General features: G+C 38.3%; 18 protein-coding genes, 1 pseudogene and 1 riboswitch. Of the genes and pseudogenes, 12 read left to right on the forward strand and 7 right to left on the reverse strand.

All coding sequences use genetic code 11. The annotated features are described in order from the left end of the window. Nucleotides 1–9: 9 nt before the first annotated feature. The 5 genes from MHH88_RS04140 to MHH88_RS04160 are packed head-to-tail and all read left to right on the forward strand — an operon-like array spanning nt 10 to nt 7,630. Nucleotides 10–1,416: a hypothetical protein gene (locus MHH88_RS04140; RefSeq protein WP_339261662.1), complete on the forward strand. Its 1,407-nt coding sequence runs from the start codon at nt 10–12 to the stop codon at nt 1,414–1,416. A gap of 11 nt (nt 1,417–1,427) precedes the next feature. Next, nucleotides 1,428–2,423, forward strand: coding sequence for a MoxR family ATPase (locus MHH88_RS04145; protein WP_103977350.1), 996 nt, complete (start codon nt 1,428–1,430; stop codon nt 2,421–2,423). After that, the gene (locus MHH88_RS04150) at nt 2,420–3,292 is read left to right on the forward strand and encodes a DUF58 domain-containing protein (RefSeq protein ID WP_069510399.1); all 873 of its coding nucleotides are present in this window, start codon (nt 2,420–2,422) and stop codon (nt 3,290–3,292) included. Before MHH88_RS04145 ends, MHH88_RS04150 begins: the two co-directional genes overlap by 4 nt. An 11-nt stretch (nt 3,293–3,303) precedes the next feature. Continuing rightward, nucleotides 3,304–5,049: a VWA domain-containing protein gene (locus MHH88_RS04155; RefSeq protein WP_339261663.1), complete on the forward strand. Its 1,746-nt coding sequence runs from the start codon at nt 3,304–3,306 to the stop codon at nt 5,047–5,049. After that, nucleotides 5,033–7,630 (forward strand): VWA domain-containing protein, encoded by a 2,598-nt coding sequence (locus tag MHH88_RS04160; protein ID WP_339261664.1) that lies wholly within the window; start codon nt 5,033–5,035, stop codon nt 7,628–7,630. The genes MHH88_RS04155 and MHH88_RS04160 overlap by 17 nt, the downstream gene beginning before the upstream one ends. Before the next feature lie 56 nt (nt 7,631–7,686). Here the strand turns inward: MHH88_RS04160 and thiW are convergent, their stop codons facing one another. The 7 genes from thiW to MHH88_RS04195 all read right to left on the reverse strand — a co-directional run bounded on the left by thiW (nt 7,687) and on the right by MHH88_RS04195 (nt 14,226). Further along, the gene (gene thiW / locus MHH88_RS04165) at nt 7,687–8,178 is read right to left on the reverse strand and encodes an energy coupling factor transporter S component ThiW (RefSeq protein ID WP_339261665.1); all 492 of its coding nucleotides are present in this window, start codon (nt 8,176–8,178) and stop codon (nt 7,687–7,689) included. Nucleotides 8,179–8,282: 104 nt separating this feature from the next. Continuing rightward, nucleotides 8,283–8,390: riboswitch (TPP riboswitch) on the reverse strand. A gap of 65 nt (nt 8,391–8,455) precedes the next feature. Next, nucleotides 8,456–9,652: an MFS transporter gene (locus MHH88_RS04170; protein ID WP_339261666.1), complete on the reverse strand. Its 1,197-nt coding sequence runs from the start codon at nt 9,650–9,652 to the stop codon at nt 8,456–8,458. A gap of 244 nt (nt 9,653–9,896) precedes the next feature. Next, a complete protein-coding gene (locus MHH88_RS04175; protein ID WP_069510389.1) occupies nt 9,897–10,970 on the reverse strand; it encodes an ABC transporter substrate-binding protein in 1,074 nt (357 codons plus the stop codon). Beyond that, nucleotides 10,967–11,764 (reverse strand): ABC transporter permease, encoded by a 798-nt coding sequence (locus tag MHH88_RS04180; protein ID WP_069510386.1) that lies wholly within the window; start codon nt 11,762–11,764, stop codon nt 10,967–10,969. The genes MHH88_RS04175 and MHH88_RS04180 overlap by 4 nt, the downstream gene beginning before the upstream one ends. Then, complete coding sequence (locus MHH88_RS04185; protein WP_024362225.1) at nt 11,761–12,570, reverse strand: ABC transporter permease; 810 nt, start codon at nt 12,568–12,570, stop codon at nt 11,761–11,763. Before MHH88_RS04185 ends, MHH88_RS04180 begins: the two co-directional genes overlap by 4 nt. Then, the gene (locus tag MHH88_RS04190) at nt 12,560–13,666 is read right to left on the reverse strand and encodes an ABC transporter ATP-binding protein (protein ID WP_024362224.1); all 1,107 of its coding nucleotides are present in this window, start codon (nt 13,664–13,666) and stop codon (nt 12,560–12,562) included. The genes MHH88_RS04185 and MHH88_RS04190 overlap by 11 nt, the downstream gene beginning before the upstream one ends. A 17-nt stretch (nt 13,667–13,683) precedes the next feature. After that, nucleotides 13,684–14,226, reverse strand: coding sequence for an XRE family transcriptional regulator (locus MHH88_RS04195; protein WP_069510382.1), 543 nt, complete (start codon nt 14,224–14,226; stop codon nt 13,684–13,686). A gap of 404 nt (nt 14,227–14,630) precedes the next feature. On the opposite strand from MHH88_RS04195, the gene MHH88_RS04200 reads away from it, so the two are divergent. The 7 genes and pseudogenes from MHH88_RS04200 (at nt 14,631) to MHH88_RS04230 (ending at nt 20,330) form a co-directional block, all read left to right on the forward strand. Beyond that, nucleotides 14,631–15,173: a peroxiredoxin gene (locus MHH88_RS04200; protein WP_025218725.1), complete on the forward strand. Its 543-nt coding sequence runs from the start codon at nt 14,631–14,633 to the stop codon at nt 15,171–15,173. Between the two features lie 216 nt (nt 15,174–15,389). Next, nucleotides 15,390–15,842 carry a redoxin domain-containing protein gene (locus MHH88_RS04205; protein ID WP_069510380.1) on the forward strand — a complete coding sequence of 151 codons (453 nt, stop codon included), beginning with the start codon at nt 15,390–15,392 and terminating at the stop codon, nt 15,840–15,842. Between the two features lie 181 nt (nt 15,843–16,023). Next, nucleotides 16,024–16,686, forward strand: a complete 663-nt coding sequence (locus tag MHH88_RS04210; protein WP_069510785.1) for a TrkA family potassium uptake protein — start codon at nt 16,024–16,026, stop codon at nt 16,684–16,686. Nucleotides 16,687–16,795: 109 nt separating this feature from the next. Beyond that, nucleotides 16,796–19,318 (forward strand): bifunctional lysylphosphatidylglycerol flippase/synthetase MprF, encoded by a 2,523-nt coding sequence (mprF, locus tag MHH88_RS04215; protein ID WP_339261667.1) that lies wholly within the window; start codon nt 16,796–16,798, stop codon nt 19,316–19,318. Nucleotides 19,319–19,348: 30 nt separating this feature from the next. Further along, nucleotides 19,349–19,513 (forward strand): annotated as a pseudogene (locus MHH88_RS04220) (GNAT family protein); the annotation flags it as partial. Nucleotides 19,514–19,664: 151 nt separating this feature from the next. Next, the gene (locus MHH88_RS04225; RefSeq protein WP_339261668.1) at nt 19,665–20,153 is read left to right on the forward strand and encodes a GNAT family N-acetyltransferase; all 489 of its coding nucleotides are present in this window, start codon (nt 19,665–19,667) and stop codon (nt 20,151–20,153) included. 42 nt (nt 20,154–20,195) lie between these two features. Then, nucleotides 20,196–20,330, forward strand: a complete 135-nt coding sequence (locus MHH88_RS04230; RefSeq protein ID WP_256093140.1) for a hypothetical protein — start codon at nt 20,196–20,198, stop codon at nt 20,328–20,330. Nucleotides 20,331–20,383: the final 53 nt, after the last annotated feature.

The raw sequence follows: 20,383 nt of genomic DNA on the forward strand, positions 1-20,383 counted from the left end.
GGAAACAGCATGGAGCGTCGGAAGCAATTACGAAAATATATTCAGCGTGCACAACACAGTTTAACTTTTGAGAGAAGCCTTCCTATTGCACAATACGGGTTGTTTTTAGCATTGCTTTCGAGTGCTTCCCTTGTCCTAGTATCAAGATTATTTGTTTGGCCTTATTATCGTCAGATTGCTCTAGTTGTCTTTATAGTTGGCCTACTTGCTACAGCCATAATGATGTGGTGGCGACGTGTCAATGAAAAGGAAGCATTGTATGCACTCGACTATTATTTTTCACATAATGAACTTGTAACGGCACTGTCTTTTAAAAACGACGAAGATCCACTGATCCAATCTTTACTTGCGAAAGCGATTAAAAAGTCAGAGCAAGCATTTGCTCAGTTTAAAGCAAGAAAGAAAAATTTGTTTCGACCTAAAGCATTTATCGGCCTTTTTGCCACAGCTATTGTTTTAGCAATTCTTTATATGTTCCCAGCGGCAACGCAAATTGAAGCGATTGAAGTGGAAAAAGAAAAGGCTGTGATTGAGGACATAAAAAAAGAAGTGGCGAAGTTAGAAAAAAAAGCTGAGACAAAAGAAGTGAAAGAGCAGCTAAAAGAATTACAAAATACGTTAAAAGAAACGCAAACAGCGGAAGAAGCATTACGTGAAGTCGTGAAAAAGCAGAAGGAATTAGCTTTAAAAGAACAGCAGTTAAAAGATAAGCAGACAGCGAGTAAAGATGGTGCTGGCGATAAAAACGCTTTATCACAAGAGGAACTCGAACAGTTGAAAGAGCTTGCACAAATGCAGCAACAGCTTACACAAAGTGCAAATACAACACAAACAGCGATGAGCAACTTAGGAAAACCAGCAAGTAATACATTACAAAATGCCATTGCAAGTGCAAATAGCACAAATAATAATCAGCAAAACAGTGCAAATTCGAATCAACAATCTTCTGGAAACGCACAACCTAGTAACCAACAAGGTCAAAACAATTCCCAGCAAGCTACTGGTAATGGCCAGTCACAAGGAAATCAATCAGGACAAGGACAAGGACAGGGTCAAGGTCAAGGACAGGGTCAAGGACAAGGACAAGGACAAGGACAAGGTCAAGGTCAAGGACAAGGAAGTGGTTCTGGTCAAGGAAAGGGTGCGGGGAGTGGTCAAGGAAGCCGAGATTTATTGACTACACCAAGGCTTGGCGGTTCTAGCGAAACGACTGTCGATAGTGGGCAATTAGGAGACGGTTCGCATGTTTCCGAGCAACAAGGCAATGGACCGATTACAAAAGGTACCATTAGACCGTATGATGAAGTGATTGGCTCCTATAAAGATAGCTATTTAGAAAGCTCACAGCGTTTACAATTGCCGAAAGATTTACAAAACGTCGTGCAATCTTATTTCACGACAATTGAGTCGCAGTAGGAGGAGAAAAAATGGCATTTACAGAACAACAATATGTCGAAACGGGTACGAAATTACAACAAGTTAAAGATGAAATTCATCGCTTTATTGTTGGACAAGAGGAAGCAATTGATTACACATTATATGCAGTCCTTGCAGATGGTCATGCACTGTTAGAGGGGCTTCCTGGTTTAGGGAAAACAATGCTTATTCGGACTATCTCTGAAGTGCTAGATTTATCGTTCTCACGTATTCAATTTACCCCAGATTTAATGCCCGCAGATATTACAGGAACAAGTATGATTGAGCGAACAGCAGATGGAAGGCAGCAGTTTACATTCCAGCCAGGACCAATTTTTAGTCAAATGGTTTTAGCAGATGAAATTAACCGTGCTACACCTAAAACGCAAAGTGCGTTGCTTGAAGCGATGGGGGAAAAAACGGTAACGATTTTAGGAGATACGAAGAAAATGGCAAAACCATTTTTCGTCTTGGCAACACAAAACCCAATTGAAATGGAGGGTACATATCCTTTACCAGAAGCGCAAATGGACCGTTTCCTGTGCAAAATTCTCGTCCCATATCCAGAGAAAAATGAACTAATGGAAATTATGAAACGTACAACAGGTGCGCACGAAGTCAGCTTGCAAAAAGTGTTGGATACTGATGAATTAATTTTGGCACAACAAATGGTGAAGGAAGTACTAATTGCTGATGAGATGCTTGAGTTTGCAGCAGACCTTGTAGTGGCAACACATCCTGAAAAAGAAGAGGCTATAGATGAAGTAAAGCGCTATGTGATGTATGGTAGCGGTCCGCGTGGCTTACAAAGCTTGATTAAATTGGCAAAAGCTAGAGCACTGATGAGTGGACGTTTTCATGTATCTGTTGGGGATATTAAGTCAGTGGCGAAGCCCGTCTTACGTCACCGAATGCTGCTGAATTATGAAGGGGAGGCTTCAGGTAAGACAGCAGATGATGTGATAGATGTTATTTTAGAGAAAGTCCAACAAGGCGTAAGTCGATGACAAAAAATATTTTGCCCGAGGATTGGTTAGCGAAAATAAGTCGTTTCCAAGTGGCGACTGCCTCCAAATTGCGTGGCCAGCATAAAGGCTCGCATCGTTCGCAGCGCTTCGGGGCATCCCTAGATTTCTCTGATTTTCGGGAATATCATTTAGGTGATGATGTGCGACAAGTAGATTGGAACGTCTATGCGAGAACCGATAAATATTTTATTAAACGTTTTTTAGATGAACAAGAAATGCGGGTGCATATTTTATTGGATGCAACAAAATCAATGGGTGAGCAAGTCAAATGGACATTTGCTCGGCAAATCGTTGCATCACTTGGTTTAATGGTACTTGGTCGTGATGATCGCTTATCATTTTCTTATGTGCAAGATGACGTGAAACCTCCATTTCGTCGTAAAGGGGCTATGTATCGTCGCGCATTTTTGCAAGTTGTTACCGATATAGAAGAAGCCAACTATACAGCAAGCTTTTCTCAAGGGGCATTAAAGGCTATACCAAAAGATAGCACAGTGTTATTTATCGTAACAGATGGGCTTGAACCGATCGAAGAATGGGAACAGTTATTGAAAAGATTGCCTCGTTTTGCAGGAGATGTCCGCATTATACAAGTTGTCACAGAAGAAGAACTTCATCCGCAATATGCGGGAGATGTTCGTTTAGTGGATAGTGAAACAGGGCGTGATGTCAATGTCACGATGTCATCAAAAGTACTAGATACGTATGACACAAGGCGTCGCCTCCATGAAGAAGAGTTTGAAGCCATTTGCCGTCGTTTTGCTGTGCGTAAACTGCAGCTTAAGGTAGAAGACGGTTTGCAACATGCAATCTTTCAACAATTACTAAAAGCACATTGGATTAGGTGAGGTGAGCCGTTTTGGGCTTTAGTCAAATTATTTTTAGCTGGACGGCCATCTTCCCGGTCATTGTCCTGCTCTATTATTTCTTTCGAAAAAAATATACGGATCAACCTGTGTCATCAACACTTTTTTGGTCAGAAATTATGCAAGAAACAAGAGTTTCTCCATATTTAAAGCATTTACAAAAAAATGCGTTACTGTATTTGCAATTGCTGGCATTACTTTTATTAGTGTTAGCACTTATCAACCCATATATGAAAAAAAGTACGATTGTGGGTGCTCAGACAATTTTTATCGTGGATACATCAGCTACAATGCTAGCAGGGAAAGAGCAATCTACATTCGATGCCCATAAAAAAGAAATGCAATCATTGGTAGAACAACTTGACGGTCGACCTGTTACATTAATTACAACTGGCAATTCTCCACAAGCAGTGTTACAGCAAGAAACAAATGTAAAAACGATTGAACAAACTATACAAGATTTACATGTAACATATGAAACTGCCCAAATCAATAAAGCGCTTGATGTGGCACAAGCTTTTGTTGGTGATAGTCCAACGTCAATTTATGTTTTCACAGATGCACTTGATAAAAAGCAATTACCGATGGAAAAGGAATCTGTGAAATGGCTTGTACACGGTTCTGCAAAAGATTTAACGAATGTTGCTATTACGCGTTTTGCTGCGACGACAGATGGTAAATCTACGATGGCATTAGTGCAGCTTCAAAATGATACCGATAAAGAGCAAAAGCTAACACTTACACTACAAAATAGTAAAGGCGATGTACTAATAGACGAGCCTATTTCTTTGGCAGCAAACGAAACAATGTCTAAATCATTTAAAGATTTACCATTAATGGATACGGTGACTGCTAAAATTGATGTCAAAGATGATTATGTGATTGATAATATCCAATCAGTCGTGTTACAAACGGCTACATCGAATATTGTAGTCGATCAAAACATGCATCAGCTTATTCAAAAAGGGTTTCAAGCTATTAATGGCAACGTAAAAATTGTACCGCCCTTGCAGCTGGCGGATAATCAAGGAGCTACCATTGTAACGAACCAAACATCATTACTCCAAAAGATGGAGAGACCCATTGTATTATTTGGACGGGATGATATTGAAAAAGTAGACGTAAAGGGTGAAATAAAAACAACGAGCGATGCTTTATTTGCATTTAGTGAGTTAAATGATATTTATGTCAGTGCTTTATATCCTTCATTTGATGATTATAAAACAATCGCCACAGTTGGGGAAAAACCATTTATCCAACGAACACCTGAAGGAGATATTATCGTCCTTGCTGATATTGCAGATACAGATTGGCCACTCTATCCATCGTTTCCGTTATTTTTATGGAGTGTGGAACAGCAATTATCTGAATCGGTAGGCTCCCTTGGGATTTTTGCACCAAATGAGCAACGTTCAGTCGCGTTATCACAGGGAGATTGGAGTGTTTATTCTCAGGAAGATGAATTTTTATCGACTATTACAAATGGCTTACTAACTGCTCCAATGAAGCCAGGTATGTATACAGCTCGTTCAAACAGTGAGGAAAAGCGTCTTATCGTGCAACTACAAGCACAGGAACGTGTAATAGAAGAAGGAACAAGCTATACGCTTGGAGAACTTCAGCAAAATGGCAAGGAAGAAGTTTCGAAAGCTTCATTTGTACCTTGGCTAATACTCATTATTTTAAGTTTGCTTGTCGCAGAGTGGGAGGTGCAACGACGTCGTGGATTTACGAATTGATACGCCATTAGCGTTATTGTTATTACTGCCATTGTTTATGTATTTTGGATGGACTTATTGGCGAGAGCGCATACACCTGAAAAAAAGTCATCTAGTCGTACTGGGCATTCGAGTAATAGCCATCGTCTGTTTAGTCTTTGCATTGGCAGCACCTTATCTGTTATTACCAGTAAAGGACGAGCAAGTTTTATATTTAGTTGACCGCTCTGCTTCGATGAATCGTACAGAGGCAGAAATCGTTAGTTTTATAGAGGAAAGTTTGAAATCGAAAAAGGAAGATCAACTTGCAGGGATTTACTCATTTTCATCAACTCTCCAAACGGAAGCGATTTTATCAAAATCCTTAAAAGATGTTCCGAAATTTACTGAGGTTAAGGGAACAGACCAAACAAATATAGAGCAAAGTCTTCAGCTTGCAACAGGTATTGTTGATCCGAAAAAGGCAACTAGACTTGTATTACTAACAGATGCCAATGAAACACAAGGCAATGCGTTAGAATTTGCCACGAAGCTAAAAGGCTCCAATATTAGTGTAGATGTCGTGCCGTTCCATCAAAGTGTGACGAATGATGTATCATTGAAAAGCTTTGTTACCCCACAAATAGCTTACGTAGGTGAACAGCAACAGCTTGTGACGGAAGTCAATGCCACAGCGGCAGGGCAAGGTGAATTATTACTGTATGAAAATGACAAACTTATTCATCGTGAGTCGGTGGAACTTGCTCAAGGTGCCAATGTTTTTACTTATAAACATACAGCAACTGCAGAGGGGCTTGTGAAATATGAGGCGCTCGTGCAAGTTGGACAGGATGCCATTTTTGAAAATAATAAATTAACAAGTGTGACGATGGTACAAAGCGAGCCGCATTTACTTATTGTCAATGGTTACGATACGACATCACCAATTGCTGCAGCTCTAGGACCGAATTCTATTTCCTATGATGTTGTGGATGCAGCAAGCTTACCAAATGAACTGTCTAGCTATTTGCAATATAACGCGATTATTTTTGATAATGTACCTGGACACTTAGTTGGAGAGGCGAAGATGAGCGTTATTGAACAGGCAGTCAAAAACTTTGGTGTTGGCTTTACGATGGTCGGCGGTGAAAATAGCTTCGGCTTGGGTGGTTATTTTAAAACACCGATTGAAACATTATTACCTGTTGAGATGGAGATAAAAGGCAAAGAACAATTGCCATCTTTAGGGCTTGTCATTGTACTCGACCGTTCAGGAAGTATGTATGGCTCTAAGCTAGAGCTTGCCAAAGAAGCGGCGGCTCGATCCGTTGAAATGCTACGAGATGAAGATACGCTAGGATTTATCGCCTTTGATGATCGCCCTTGGGAAATCATCGAAACTGGACCATTAGGCAATAAAGAAGAAGCCGTCGATACGATTTTATCGGTTACTCCTGGTGGAGGTACGGAAATTTATAGTTCATTGGCTGCAGCCTATGATAGTTTAGCTGATTTAAAGTTGCAAAGGAAACATATTATTTTACTTACAGATGGACAATCACAAGCTGGCAATTATGAGGATTTAATTGAAACGGGGAAAGAACAAGGAATTACACTGTCAACCGTGGCGATTGGACAAGATGCTGATGGCAATCTACTACAATCGTTAAGTGAAATGGGCAGTGGTCGTTTCTATGATGTCATCGATGAACAGACAATTCCTTCGATTTTATCACGTGAGACAGCAATGATTTCACGTACGTATATAGAAGACAATCCTTTCTATCCGACAATCTACAATGCATCAGGCTGGAATGCATTATTTGCGAATGGTGTACCACAAATGAATGCCTACATTGGTACAACAGCGAAGCAGGGAGCCGCTGTTATAGCAGAAAGTGAGAAAGAAGACCCGGTATTAGCACAATGGCAATACGGACTTGGTAAAACTTTTGCTTTCACATCCGATTCAACAGGGAAATGGGCTGGTGACTGGGCAAGATGGCAGGAATGGGGAACATTTTGGCAAACCATTATATCGCAAATGCTACCAAGTTATAATGATGTGGCCTATGATGTACGTCTTGATACAGATGGTTCATTTATGATTACCGATCCGACAAATGAAGCAGCATTTTTAGACATTGTTGCTGTCGATGAAGCTGGTGAGGAGCTTGATATACAGCTTGAAACGCTATCTGCCTCGCAAGTACGTGCAGTTGTCCAAGCGAAGCCAGGTTTGATTTTTTTCCGCATCGCTGATGAAGAGCGGGCCATTTACCAAGCAGGTCTTAGTGTACCTTACAGTGCGGAATATGCATTACGTCCTGTGAATGAAACCATTGTAGAGCAACTAACAAAGCAAACAGGTGGTTCAATATTGAAAGAACCACAAGAAGTGTTCCGTGAATTCACAAACAAAGGAGCAGAGCGCCAAAATATTGCCACATGGCTACTATTAGCAGGGATGTTGCTATTCTTCTTGGATATTACGATTCGACGTTTTGGTTGGCGCTTTATAATAAGCCGCAAACAAAAAGGAAAGCCTATAGAAGAAACAGCCGTGCAGGTGGAAAACACCAATGTTGCGCAGTTATTAAAAGGCATGAAAAAACGCTCTTAATAGAACGATGGCACATTGCGAAAAAAGCATGTGCCATCGTTTTTGTATGAACATAGCTACTTAGTAATAAGAATAGACGGTGCAGTTTTCCGAAGACTGCTCGCGATGATAATGCCGAGACATGCCCCAATCAAACTAGATGTGAAAAAGGCGGGCATAAAAAATAATGCAGCTACGGATGTTCCCATAAATAATTGCGCATAAGGTACAGCGAATAGTGAAGCAAGGATACCTGTGCCGAATACTTCGCCAACTCCTGCTAGCCATTTTTTGCCGCTATATTTATAAGCAAAAGCAGCACATGCTGCACCGATGACACTTCCGGGGATCGCTAAAAGAGAGCCCGTGCCTGTTAGTATGCGAATAATGGCTGTTAACAAAGCAACGATAATGGTAGGCACAGGCCCTAGTAAAATGGCACCGATAACGTTAATAGCATGTTGTACAGGATAGGCACGAGCAATCCCAGTTGGAATCGAGACCAATATGGAGCCTGCTACAGCAATAGCAACCAATAAAGCCATGATAGTTAGTTTATAAATAGACATAAGTAGTTCCTCCTTTATTAATAAAACATGAAATTACATATGAATGACAAAAAGACCGCTTCCTCTAAACAAAAGGAAGCGGTCTTGTATGTGATAATGACAATAAGCAAGAGTCGCCACTTCCCTCCGCTAGTGTGAACTAGATCAGGTTCAAAGGGTCCGTATATGACCATATACGTCTCAGCCTTGTCAAGACTCCCCTAGTGGTAAAAATGATATTCAATTATTACTAATAAATGGTATAACTAACACCTATATTAGTCAATGTTATTTCACTCTATTTTGATTCAGGTTGCATTAGATGTGGCGCCTTTTTTAATGTCCAAATAAGTGCTAGGAAGAAGCAGGCCATTAAAATAATTGCCCCAAAAATATAAGGGCTATTTATATTCCAATCAAAAAGAATGCCTGCTAGTGCCGGTCCAATCATATTGCCAAGGCTCATATACGCATTATTAAGACCAGCGGCAAAGCCTTGTTCATTTTCGGCCAGTTTAGAAATTAACGTGTTAACGGCAGGGCGAATCAGTGTAGTGGCTGTTGAGAAAATTGTTGCAACAATTAATATTAGTGCAAAACCAGATACAAATAATATTGCATAAATTGCTACAGCCGCAATAAATAAATTGACTAACACAACTTTCATTTCGCCAAAACGTTTAAAGAGTGGTGTAATGACAAACATTTGAACAATAACACCAAATGCACCACCTACAGTCAGCAAGATAGCAATATCGGCAGGCGTGTAATTAAACTTGTCTGTTACAAATAATGATAATGTTGTTTGGAAATTTGCGATTCCAAACGAGAATACTAGCATAATAATAAGCATGACAAAGTATGGCATTTTGACTGAACGTACCATCTGTTTTGCAAGATTTTCTTGTTTTTGAGCTTTCTGTGCTGAAGTGGGCTTTGTAGAAGGCAGTAAATACAATGATAAAATAGAAGCAATAATAGCCGCTCCACCAGCCGTAAAGAATGGAAAATGCAAGCTAACTTTCGATAGAAACCCGCCAATACCTGGTCCAATCATAAAACCAAGAGACATGGCAGCACCTAACATGCCCATTCCTTTTCCTCGTTCTTCATACGTTGTGACATCTGCCACAAACGCCATAATAGGCGGTGCAACAAAGGCTGAACCTAAACCACCTAAGAAACGGGCAACAAAAAGCATCCATACATCTGTAGATAATCCAAATGAAATTTGCCCAAGGCCGGTTACAATCAGACCAAAGATAATCAAATTTTTTCGACCATATCGATCCGAAAGATTCCCAGCAATTGGAGAAAATACGAATTGTGCTAAGGCGAACGTTGCAATTAGCATACCAAGAACTTGTCCTGCTGCTCCAAATATTTTTAAATACTCTGGCATAACAGGAATAATAATCCCAATACTCCCCATTGCGATAAACATATTAAACATTAAAATATACAACGCGGCCTTATTAGACTTCTGCTGGTTCATCGAATACCCCCCTTTATTTACTATTAAAACATTACTAAAGTCTATCATAAAGAAATAATGCTTGGCTATCAGATTATAGTCGTAGGTAGCTGTCATGGTTATGATACAAGTACAAGGCGACAGAATAAAGAAAATTGCCACTAAAAATCATAAATCGCCACTAACTGCCGTAGCGGACATCAACAGTCCATCAAAAAAGTGTTAGATTGATGGCACTCAATCTAACACTTCTTCTATTTCGTATTTATCGAATACTCATTTTAAATTCTAAAAATAATTCATTGTATTTCCCTAAATAATCGGGTCCTAGGTTTTTATAGACTTCTAACGTTTTGCGTTGTTCTTCTGAAGGGTAGAAGCGCTCATCAGCAATAACTTCTTTATCCATTAAGCTCATTGCCGCAGTATTTGGCGTAGAGTAGCCTACATAATCAGCATTTTGAGCTCCAGATTCGGCATTTAACATAAAGTTAATGAAAGCATGTGCGCCATCAATATTTTTCGAAGTTTTCGGGATCACCATATTATCAAACCACAAGTTCGAACCTTCTTCTGGCACAGCAAAGTCTAAATCTTCATTTTCTGATAGCATATCTGCGGCTTGACCAGACCAAGTGAGTGCGATGGCTGCTTCGTTATTAATCATGAGCGGTGTAATTTCATCACCAATAATCGCTTTGACGTTTGGTGCGAGTGTAATCAGTTTGTCTGTGGCCTGACGTAGCTCTTGGTCGTCTAACGAGTTCAGGGAGTGTCCAAGACTGTTTAAACCCATCCCAATGACTTCACGTGCACCGTCTACTAAAAAGACTTTACGTTTTAAAGAAGGATCCCATAAGTCTTGCCATGAAGAGAAATCTAAGTCACCGACTAAATCTGGATTATAGACAATGCCAACTGTGCCCCAAAAATAAGGAACAGAGTATTTATTGTTATCATCAAATGGCAAATCTAAAAAATAAGGGTCGATATTTTTAAAGTTCGGAATCTTTGTTTTATCTAAAGGAAGTAATAAATGTTCTTCCTTCATCTTTTCAATCATGTATTCAGATGGTACTGCAATATCGTACGCTGTCCCACCTTGTTTAATTTTCGTCATCATAGCCTCATTGGAGTCAAATGTTTCGTAAATGACATGAATGCCCGTTTCTTTTTCAAATTGCTTTAGCAAATCGGGATCTATATATTCGCCCCAGTTAAAAATAGTTAATGTATCTTTTCCGCTTTTACCACCGGTAGCACTCATTGCATCAGCCGCGTACATTAACAGGGCGGAGACGACAAGTATGGCGATGGTAGCTTGAATTAAAGACTTCATTGTTGTCCCTCCGTTCTTTTACTTGTACGACTAGTGAAGAAATAATAGCCGACTACTACTAAAATTGTAACGAAGAATACTAAACCAGAAATGGCGTTCACTGTAAGAGAAATACCAGCACGTGCCATCGAGTAAATTTCAACAGATAAAGTACTAAAGCCATTTCCTGTCACGAAAAATGTTACAGCAAAGTCATCTAGTGAATACGTTAAAGCGAGAAAGAAACCAGCAAAAATCCCTGGTTGGATATACGGTAAAATAACGCGCATCATAACATCTTTTTTCGTTGCGCCAAGATCTAAAGCCGCATCAATTAACGATTTATTCATCTCTAATAATTTCGGTAAAACCATCAGTACGACAATAGGCACACTAAACGCGACATGGGCTAATAATACGGAAGCGAAGCCTAGTTTAATGCCTACCATTGTAAATAAAATTAAAAAGCTTGCACCGATAATAACATCTGGACTAACGATTAATACATTATTTAAGGAAAGCAGGGTATTGCGCATTTTCGAATCTTTTACTGTAACGATACCGATTGCGCCAAGTGTGCCAATAATTGTGGAAATTAGTGCAGAAAGCAAAGCCACAATCACCGTATTGATTAAAATAACGAGTAATCGAGAATCCTCGAATACCGCTTTATAATGATCCAATGTGAAGGATTGGAAGTTTGTCATGGAATCCCCACTATTGAATGAGTAAAAGACTAAGTAAAAAATAGGAGCATACAGGACGATAAAAACAATCGCTAAATACACTTTTGCAGATGTTGACAGTTTGCTCATCGCACGCGACCTCCTTTATCCTTTTGACCTGTAATGAACATGATGATTACCATAAATAAAATTAAAAATACGGCAATCGTTGAACCCATGCCCCAATTTTGCGTTACAAGGAATTGTTGCTCTATTGCTGTACCGAGCGTAATAACGCGGTTTCCTGCAATTAAGCGCGTAATCATGAAAAGTGATAAAGCAGGGATGAAAACAACTTGAATTCCTGATTTAACGCCATCCATTGTTAGTGGCAGTACAACGCGACGGAATGTTGTAAAGGCAGAAGCGCCTAAGTCACGCGCTGCATAGACAAGAGTTGGGTTAAGACGATCCAACGAGTTGAAAATTGGTAAAATCATAAAGGGTATAAAAATATAAACGGATACGAAGACAAAGCTCATATCAGTAAATAGCATTTGCTTCGGATCGAAGCCAAATACTTCAATGGCTGCATTGATAGGACCATATAAACCGAATATCCCTATAAACGCATATGTTTTTAACAAGAGATTAATCCACGAAGGAATAATAATGAGCAATAGCCATAGCTGCTTGTGTTTGGTCTTAGTTAAAAAATAAGCTGTTGGGTATGAAATCAGCAATGTAAAGAATGTGATTAAAAACGCATACCAAAACGAACTAAGGGTCATTTTTAAATAGACAGATGTAAAAAATGCTTTGTAGTTATTGAGCGTAAAATTGCCATGTAAATCTAGTAGGGAGTAGTAAACAACGAGGGCAATCGGCGCAATAACAAATAGTGCAATCCATAAAACGTATGGAAATAACGCTGATTTCGAAGTTTTAGTTTGCATCTTCGTCATCTCCATAGGATTCTAGACGTTTATCGAACTCTTCCTCAGTTTCATTTAGGCGCATTACATGAATGGCTTCTGGATCAAAGTCTAAACCTATTTCTGTCCCTACTTCAGCTTTCTTCAATGAATGGACAAGCCACTCATTACCAGCTTTATCGTAAGTGGAGAGCTCATAATGGACTCCACGGAATAATTGTGTATCAACTTTAACAATTAGTTTTCCTTTGTCGACTGTTGTAATTTCCAAATCTTCTGGACGAATAACAATATCGATTTTTTCATTTGGTTTCATTCCTTGGTCAACACATTCAAACACTTTCCCAGCAAACTCCACTTTAAAATCTTCTATCATCACGCCGTTAACAATATTAGATTCTCCGATAAAGTCGGCAACAAAACGGTTAATGGGTTCATCATAAATATCTACTGGTGTACCTGATTGTTGAATTTGCCCTTCGCTTAATACAAATATTTCATCGCTCATGGCAAGTGCCTCTTCTTGGTCGTGTGTCACAAATACAAATGTTTTACCAAGTCGTTGCTGTAATTCACGTAGTTCATACTGCATTTCTGTACGAAGTTTTAAATCAAGCGCGGAAAGGGGCTCGTCGAGTAAAATAACTTCTGGATCATTAACAATAGCTCGTGCAATCGCAACACGTTGACGCTGACCACCTGACATTTCAGAAATTTCTCGATTGCCATAGCCGGCTAAGTTGACAAATTTTAACGCTTCTCCGACACGTTCTTTAATGTTGTTTTCAGGAAGTTTTTTAATACGTAATCCAAATGCTACATTTTCAAAAACATTTAGATGTGGAAATAACGCATAATCCTGAAATACTGTGTTAACTTGGCGCTCATTGGCTGGAACAGTGTTGATTTTTTTATCGTGGAAAAACACATCGCCTGTAGTGGGCTCTGTAAAACCAGCAATAATGCGTAATATCGTTGTTTTACCGCAACCTGACGGACCAAGCAACGTATAGAACTTTCCTTTTTCAAGCTCTAAGTTAATATTTTTTAGGACGACTGTGCCGTCACTATATGATTTCGATACATTTTCAAAGCGGATAATAGAATTTGTTGTCATTGAAGCGCCTCCTTAAGCTATAAATAAGAATCCGTTGCGACGAGTAAAATTTTTGTTTCATCGTCATGGGCATTAAAAATTTGATGATGAGCTGCCGCGTCAAAATAGAGCGCATTGCCTTCACTAGCTATATATTGTTCATTCCCTAAAACGAGACGAATACGCCCTTTGACAATATAAATAAATGTTTCTGATAGCGATGGTTCAAACTGTTTGAATTCGCCGTCAGCAGCAAGTGTCAAAAAGATGGGCTCCATTTCTTTCTCATTAGATGTAGGAATAAGCCATTGAATTTCGTATTTTTTTTCTTCGTCTGTATACGTCGATTGATCTTCCTCGGTGTAGACAACCTTTTGTTCAGGTGCATCATCATCAAAGAATTCCTTGGGCGTCGATCCTAAAACTTCTAATAATGAAAAAAGCGTTTCAATAGAAGGCGAATTCAAATCTCGCTCCAGTTGTGAAATATAGCCTTTACTTAAATCTGTACGTTCTCCAAGCTCTTCTTGGGTAAGACCTTTTTTCAAACGAAGTGCTTTAATTTTTCCTCCAATTTGCATCCTTTCCCTCCTATAAGAAGTTTAGCAATCATAAACTTTCAGAAAATGAAGTTTACTTTAACGAAACTTTTAGTTTACTAAAAACATTACTATTATACATAATAATGAAAAATTTGCAATCGTTTTGGAGGAAAAAATGCAGATGTATTTGAAAGAAAAGAAGCATCTATATTTTCGAGCAGTTTTTTGTGTTATTCTAGAATAAATTTACGAAAAGAAGCTAATAACTAAAGTGTAGTGATGATTATTTATTGGGTATTTGACAAAAATTTGTCAGTATACTTGAAACGATTAGCGTGGCGAAGTGCACTTCGTTGAAAATCTGTGCTTTCTTTGCTATCGTAGAAGACGGTTCGCATGTGCGAATGGAATATAAAACTACATATTATTCGGAGGGATTTATAATGGCAGAACGCATGGTAGGTAAACAAGCCCCAGACTTCACAATGGAAGCAGTACTTCCAGACAAATCTTTTGGTAAAGTATCTTTAGAAGAAATTAAAGCACAAGACAAATGGACTGTACTGTTCTTCTACCCAATGGACTTCACTTTTGTATGTCCAACAGAAATTACTGCAATGAGCGATCGTTATGATGAGTTCGAAGACTTAGATGCAGAAGTAATCGGCGTTTCAACTGATACAATCCACACGCACTTAGCTTGGATTAACACAGATCGCACGCAAAATGGGCTTGGCGAATTAAAATACCCATTAGCAGCAGATACGAACCATGCGATTTCGAAAGAATATGGCGTTTTAATTGAAGAAGAAGGTATCGCACTACGCGGCCTATTCATCATTAATCCAGAAGGCGAATTAAAATATCAAACAGTATTTGATAATAATATTGGCCGTGACGTAGATGAAACATTACGTGTATTACAAGCTTTACAAACTGGCGGTCTTTGCCCAGCAAACTGGCGCCCAGGTCAAGCAACGCTTTAATTGAATTGAGCAAAAGTCCTTCACTCTTAAAAAGAGCGGGATGAATGCCAATTATGCAATGAAATCAACGGAGTACTCTGGCACGTTTGGATTTTTTTCGAGCCTGTTTGAAAAAAATCCAAACGCAATTACGCCAAGCCTCAATTCATGCATAAAATGAATAATGGGTCCCCACGACACGCTTGTGGGGATATTTTTTTCAAGGGAGGATTTTTTATGAAACTTCGTGAACAAATGCCTGAACTTACAGGTGCAACAACATGGTTAAATGGGGAAGTAACGAAAGCACAATTAGTTGGCGAAAAACCAACACTTATCCATTTTTGGTCTGTAAGCTGTCATTTATGTAAAGAAGCAATGCCGGAAGTGAATAATTTCCGTGACCAATATAAAGATGAATTAAACGTTATTGCTGTGCATATGCCACGTTCTGAAGCAGATACTGATTTGGATACAATCAAAGCTGTTGCAGCAGAGCATGATATTACACAACCTATTTTTGTAGATAGTGAAATGAAGCTAACGGATGCTTTTGAAAACCAATACGTACCCGCTTATTTCGTATTCGATAAAGACGGACAGCTTCGCCATATGCAAGCTGGTGGCAGCGGTATGAAGATGTTAGAAAAGCGTGTCAATCGAGTTCTCGACGAAATGCGTAATGCATAATTTTAATATTTGCTAGGCGGGGATGTTTAAATCCTCGCTTTTTTTTAATAGTAATAGAATAGAATGTCGAAAAGAATAGATAGAAAAGGTAAAATGGCGATTAGTCTCCTGTTTTGACAATACATATAAGCAAGAATAAGTTAAAATAAAGTAATTGTAGTTTTCGGAGGGATTTTGAATGATGAAAAAAGAGTTTGCCGTCATTGGACTTGGACGTTTCGGGGGAAGTATTGTTCGTGAGCTAATGAGTCAAGGTGCGCAAGTAATGGCGATTGACAATTCATCTGAACGGGTAGATGAGTTTGCTGCAATCGCAACGCAAGCTGTTATTGCCGATTCAACAGATGAATCGGTATTAAATTCATTAGGTATTCGTAACTTTGAACATGTCATTGTCGCTATCGGCGAAGATATTCAGGCAAGTATTTTAACGACCATTATTTTAAAAGAAATTGGTGTTCAGCAAATTACAGTAAAAGCTCAAAATGACTACCACGAAAAAGTGCTACGCAAAATTGGAGCAGATTTTGTAGTTCATCCTGAACGTGATATGGGTATTCGTATAGCGAATAATATGTTATCTAATACGGTGCTCGATTATTTAGAGCTGTCAGATGAGCATTCGATTATGGAATTAAAAGCGAATGATGCCATTGCCGGTTATTCGATTATGGATTTAGATATCCGTGCAAAATACGGCATTAACATTGTCGGTATAAAACGAGGATCCGATATTATCGTATCTCCACAAGCAAGCGACAAAATTTTACTTGGAGATATTATGCTGCTTATCGGTGCTGATGTGGATATTAACCGTTTTGTGAAGAAAGCAATGAAAGAATAAGCATGAAGTGGAATATTGTAGTTGGTTTGCAATACTCCATTTTTTCATATACAATCCAACTTTTATTATGAAGTATGTTAAGAAAGCTGATGGGGAGTAGGTTTAGCACATGTTTAAATTTAGGAAAGAACCATTACTACGGTTTCTAAAAATTATATTTCCAATCATACTTTTAGCGATAGCGATTTACGAAATACAACAATCGCTAAGGGGGGTAAATGTAAATTTACTGCGAAATGAAGTTAGTCAATTGCAAGTATGGGAACTGTTGTTGATTTTTTTCATTACGTTTTGTGCGATTACTCCGATGATTTTTTACGATGTTATTTTAGCAAAACTACTAGGAATTAAAATAAACAAGCGTACTTTGGTAAACAATTCATTTATCGTCAACACATTTTCGAACCTTATAGGCTTTGGTGGTTTAGTTGGTGTATTTCTACGAAATTATTTTTATGCAAAATATAAAGTGGATCGAGAAGGCTTATTAAAAAGCATTGCCACCGTTACTCTTTTTTATTTAACAGGGATTTCATTGTTAACTTGGTTGATGTATTTATTCTTTTGGGATTTCCCAATGTTAAAAGAAATTCGATGGTTATCAATTGCTGTCATAGTGGTCAGCTTATATGTTCCTGTATTTTTAGTGACGCATCTTATTCGCTATAACAAAAGAAGTGCCTTAACGTATAAATTATTCCTACAGTTATTGATTACTTCAGTTGCTGAATGGCTTGCGGTCTTTTTTGTTATTTGGATGTTAACAATCATCATCCAAATTCCTATGGAGCTATCTACGCTAATACCAATATTTTTAATTGCCTCATGTGCTGGTATAGTAAGTATGATTCCAGGAGGGGTTGGCTCATTTGACCTTGTTTTTTTATGGGGGACGCAAAGTGTTGGAATTGCAGAAGAAAAAGTGCTCTTTTTATTAATTTTGTATCGAGTTGGCTACTTTGTCCTACCATTTTTGGTGTCCGTACTATTATTTATGAAAGCTTATTGGGAGCGTTGGAATCGGTCATGGGATGATGTGCCAAATGTTATTTTTCAAAAGATTAGTCATATGTTGTTAACCATTTTAGTATTTATCTCTGGCATTGTACTATTGTTATCAGCATCGGTACCGGGCATTCTAAGCAGATTAAAAATCGCTCAGGAGTTTTTATCATCGCCAATTATGAATATTTCCCATCAATTGACTGTTGCGGCAGGCTTTATTCTTTTAGGATTGTGTAGGGGAATTAAATACAAAGTGAAAACGGCTTATCAACTTGCCATTATCGTGCTTAGCAGTTCGGCATTATTTTCAATTAGTAAAGGGTTTGATTATGAAGAAGCAATCTTCTTACTGATAGTCGCCGTATTGTTAATGGCATCCAAAAAACAATTTTATCGGGAAAGTTATGTCTTAACATGGGGTACTATATTATTTGATCTTGCTGCGGTTATTTTCATTACGGCAATATACTTATTAATAGGTTATATCAATTTACCTACCGCAAAAATTCATATACCGACTCCATTACAATATTATATCCTTACAGATTATCGGGATTTATTTTTCAGTGCCATGATTGGTATCCTCATCGCTTGCGCTATCTTTTACTTAGGTTATCTTACACGCGGACCTAAAAAAATGCAGAAGCTGCTATCAAAAGAACATGAAGATAAAATCCAAAGTCATCTTACGGAGTATACGGGAACGGAGTTTTCTCATCTCATTTTTTTACATGACAAATACGTATATTGGAATAAACAAAATACGGTGTTATTCTCCTATCAAATCTATGCAGATAAAATCGTGGTGCTAGGTGATCCGGTAGGTCCAGAAAGAGATTTATTATCGGCTATTCAGGAGTTTTTGGAAGTAGCAGATAGGCATGGCTATACACCTGTTTTTTATGAGATTAATAATAAGATTTTCCCTGTGTTACATGAGCATGGTTATAGCTTTTTTAAGCTTGGTGAGGAAGCGTTTGTTGATTTAGAGAGGTTCACATTTGCTGGTAAAGAAATGAAGGGCAGCAGGGCGGTAAAAAATAGATTTGAACGTGAGAACTTTACGGTCGCAATATTAAGTCCGCCATACTCACAGGAGGTTATGACTGAACTTGGGGAAGTATCAAAAAAATGGCTGCAAGGAAGGGCTGAAAAGGGATTTTCGCTTGGCTTTTTCGATGAAAATTATTTGAACACCTCAAAAATTGCTGTGTTAAGAGGAGCTGAAGGCATCATGGGCTTTGCCAGCATCATGCCCATGTATGATAATGGCGAAAGAATTTCAGTCGACCTAATGCGTTTTAAACCTGGGGCACCGTCTGGTACGATGGATTTTATTTTCTTATCGCTCTTTCAGTGGGCGAAAGAACAAGGATATGGCGTGTTTAATATGGGCATGTCACCGTTATCGAATGTCGGTCAATCTAGATATTCTTTTTTAAGCGAGAAAATTGCAGCACAATTATTTTTACATGGCCAGTATTTCTATCATTTTAAAGGATTAAAAAACTTTAAATTAAAATATGCAGATTTTTGGGAACCAAAATATGTAGCGTATCGCAAGAAATCATCGTTGCCCTTTACGATGGCACAAATTACATTATTGATTGGACGGAAGAGAAAATAAGTGAGTTGAAAATTGCACGGTTAAGTTTAGTCAGCAAACAAGCGCATGATTCGCGTTGGAGAGAAATTAGGAATGCAATTGGAAGCGAATATTCGCAAAGTGCGTTATTATGAGGGAGTTTATTATAATTCCATTCGCATGGGGATGTTAAAAGAAGAATGGGACGCACAAAAAGAATGTTTTATAACTGAATAATATGTTAGGAATTAAAAGAGTGGCTAAGATAATGGACTGCATTCACGATTAAATTGGATGTAGTCTTTTTTATGGTAAAGTTGTAAAAATATATTTGATTTTACCGCATGCCTTTGTCATAATAAAGAAAATTCTAATAATGAGGAATAATATGTTAATAACTAAAAATTGTATAATAGAGTCTTTAAAGCCACACCATCAAGAGGATATTTTTTCTTTATATTGTAATCAGGATGTTAGAGCATTCCTTGGAGGGATTCCAGATAAAAACTATATTCTTTCTTCTTTTAACAGCATGCTACAATCATCATTTCCTAATTCATACTTTTACATATCGTTAAAGGACACGAATGTTTTCATTGGTCTAGTATCGATTGATGAATACCATGAACACACAACATATGAGCTTAGCTATCAATTTTTGCCGTCATATTGGGGCAAAGGTTACGCCCAAGAAGTTTTAACTGCGGTCATCTATTATGGATTTACTAGTTTACAATTGTCAAAGTTAGTAGCAGAAACACAGACCGCCAATATTGCCTCTTGTCGGGTACTTGAAAAAATAGGTATGGAAAAAGTACAAATATTAGAGAGATTTGGTCAGGAACAAGCTGTTTATCAGTTATTGAACACAAAGTAAATAATGGTCGTTCAAAAGTAAAGAAAAGGATAAGGATAGCAGATGGACAATTATATTCAATACAATGCTAATCAACATAACGAGGTCATTATTGCCATTCCAGCTCTTGGAGAACGTAAAGAAATGTATGCCCCACTAGCTAAGTCATTATCTGTATATGGGCATTTCATCATATAGACCGCATATTTGAAGTGCCAGGCACCCAAACAATTCTTTGAAAAAAGAGAGTG

The organism is Lysinibacillus sp. FSL K6-3209, assembly GCF_037976175.1.
GTDB lineage: Bacteria > Bacillota > Bacilli > Bacillales_A > Planococcaceae > Lysinibacillus > Lysinibacillus sphaericus_D.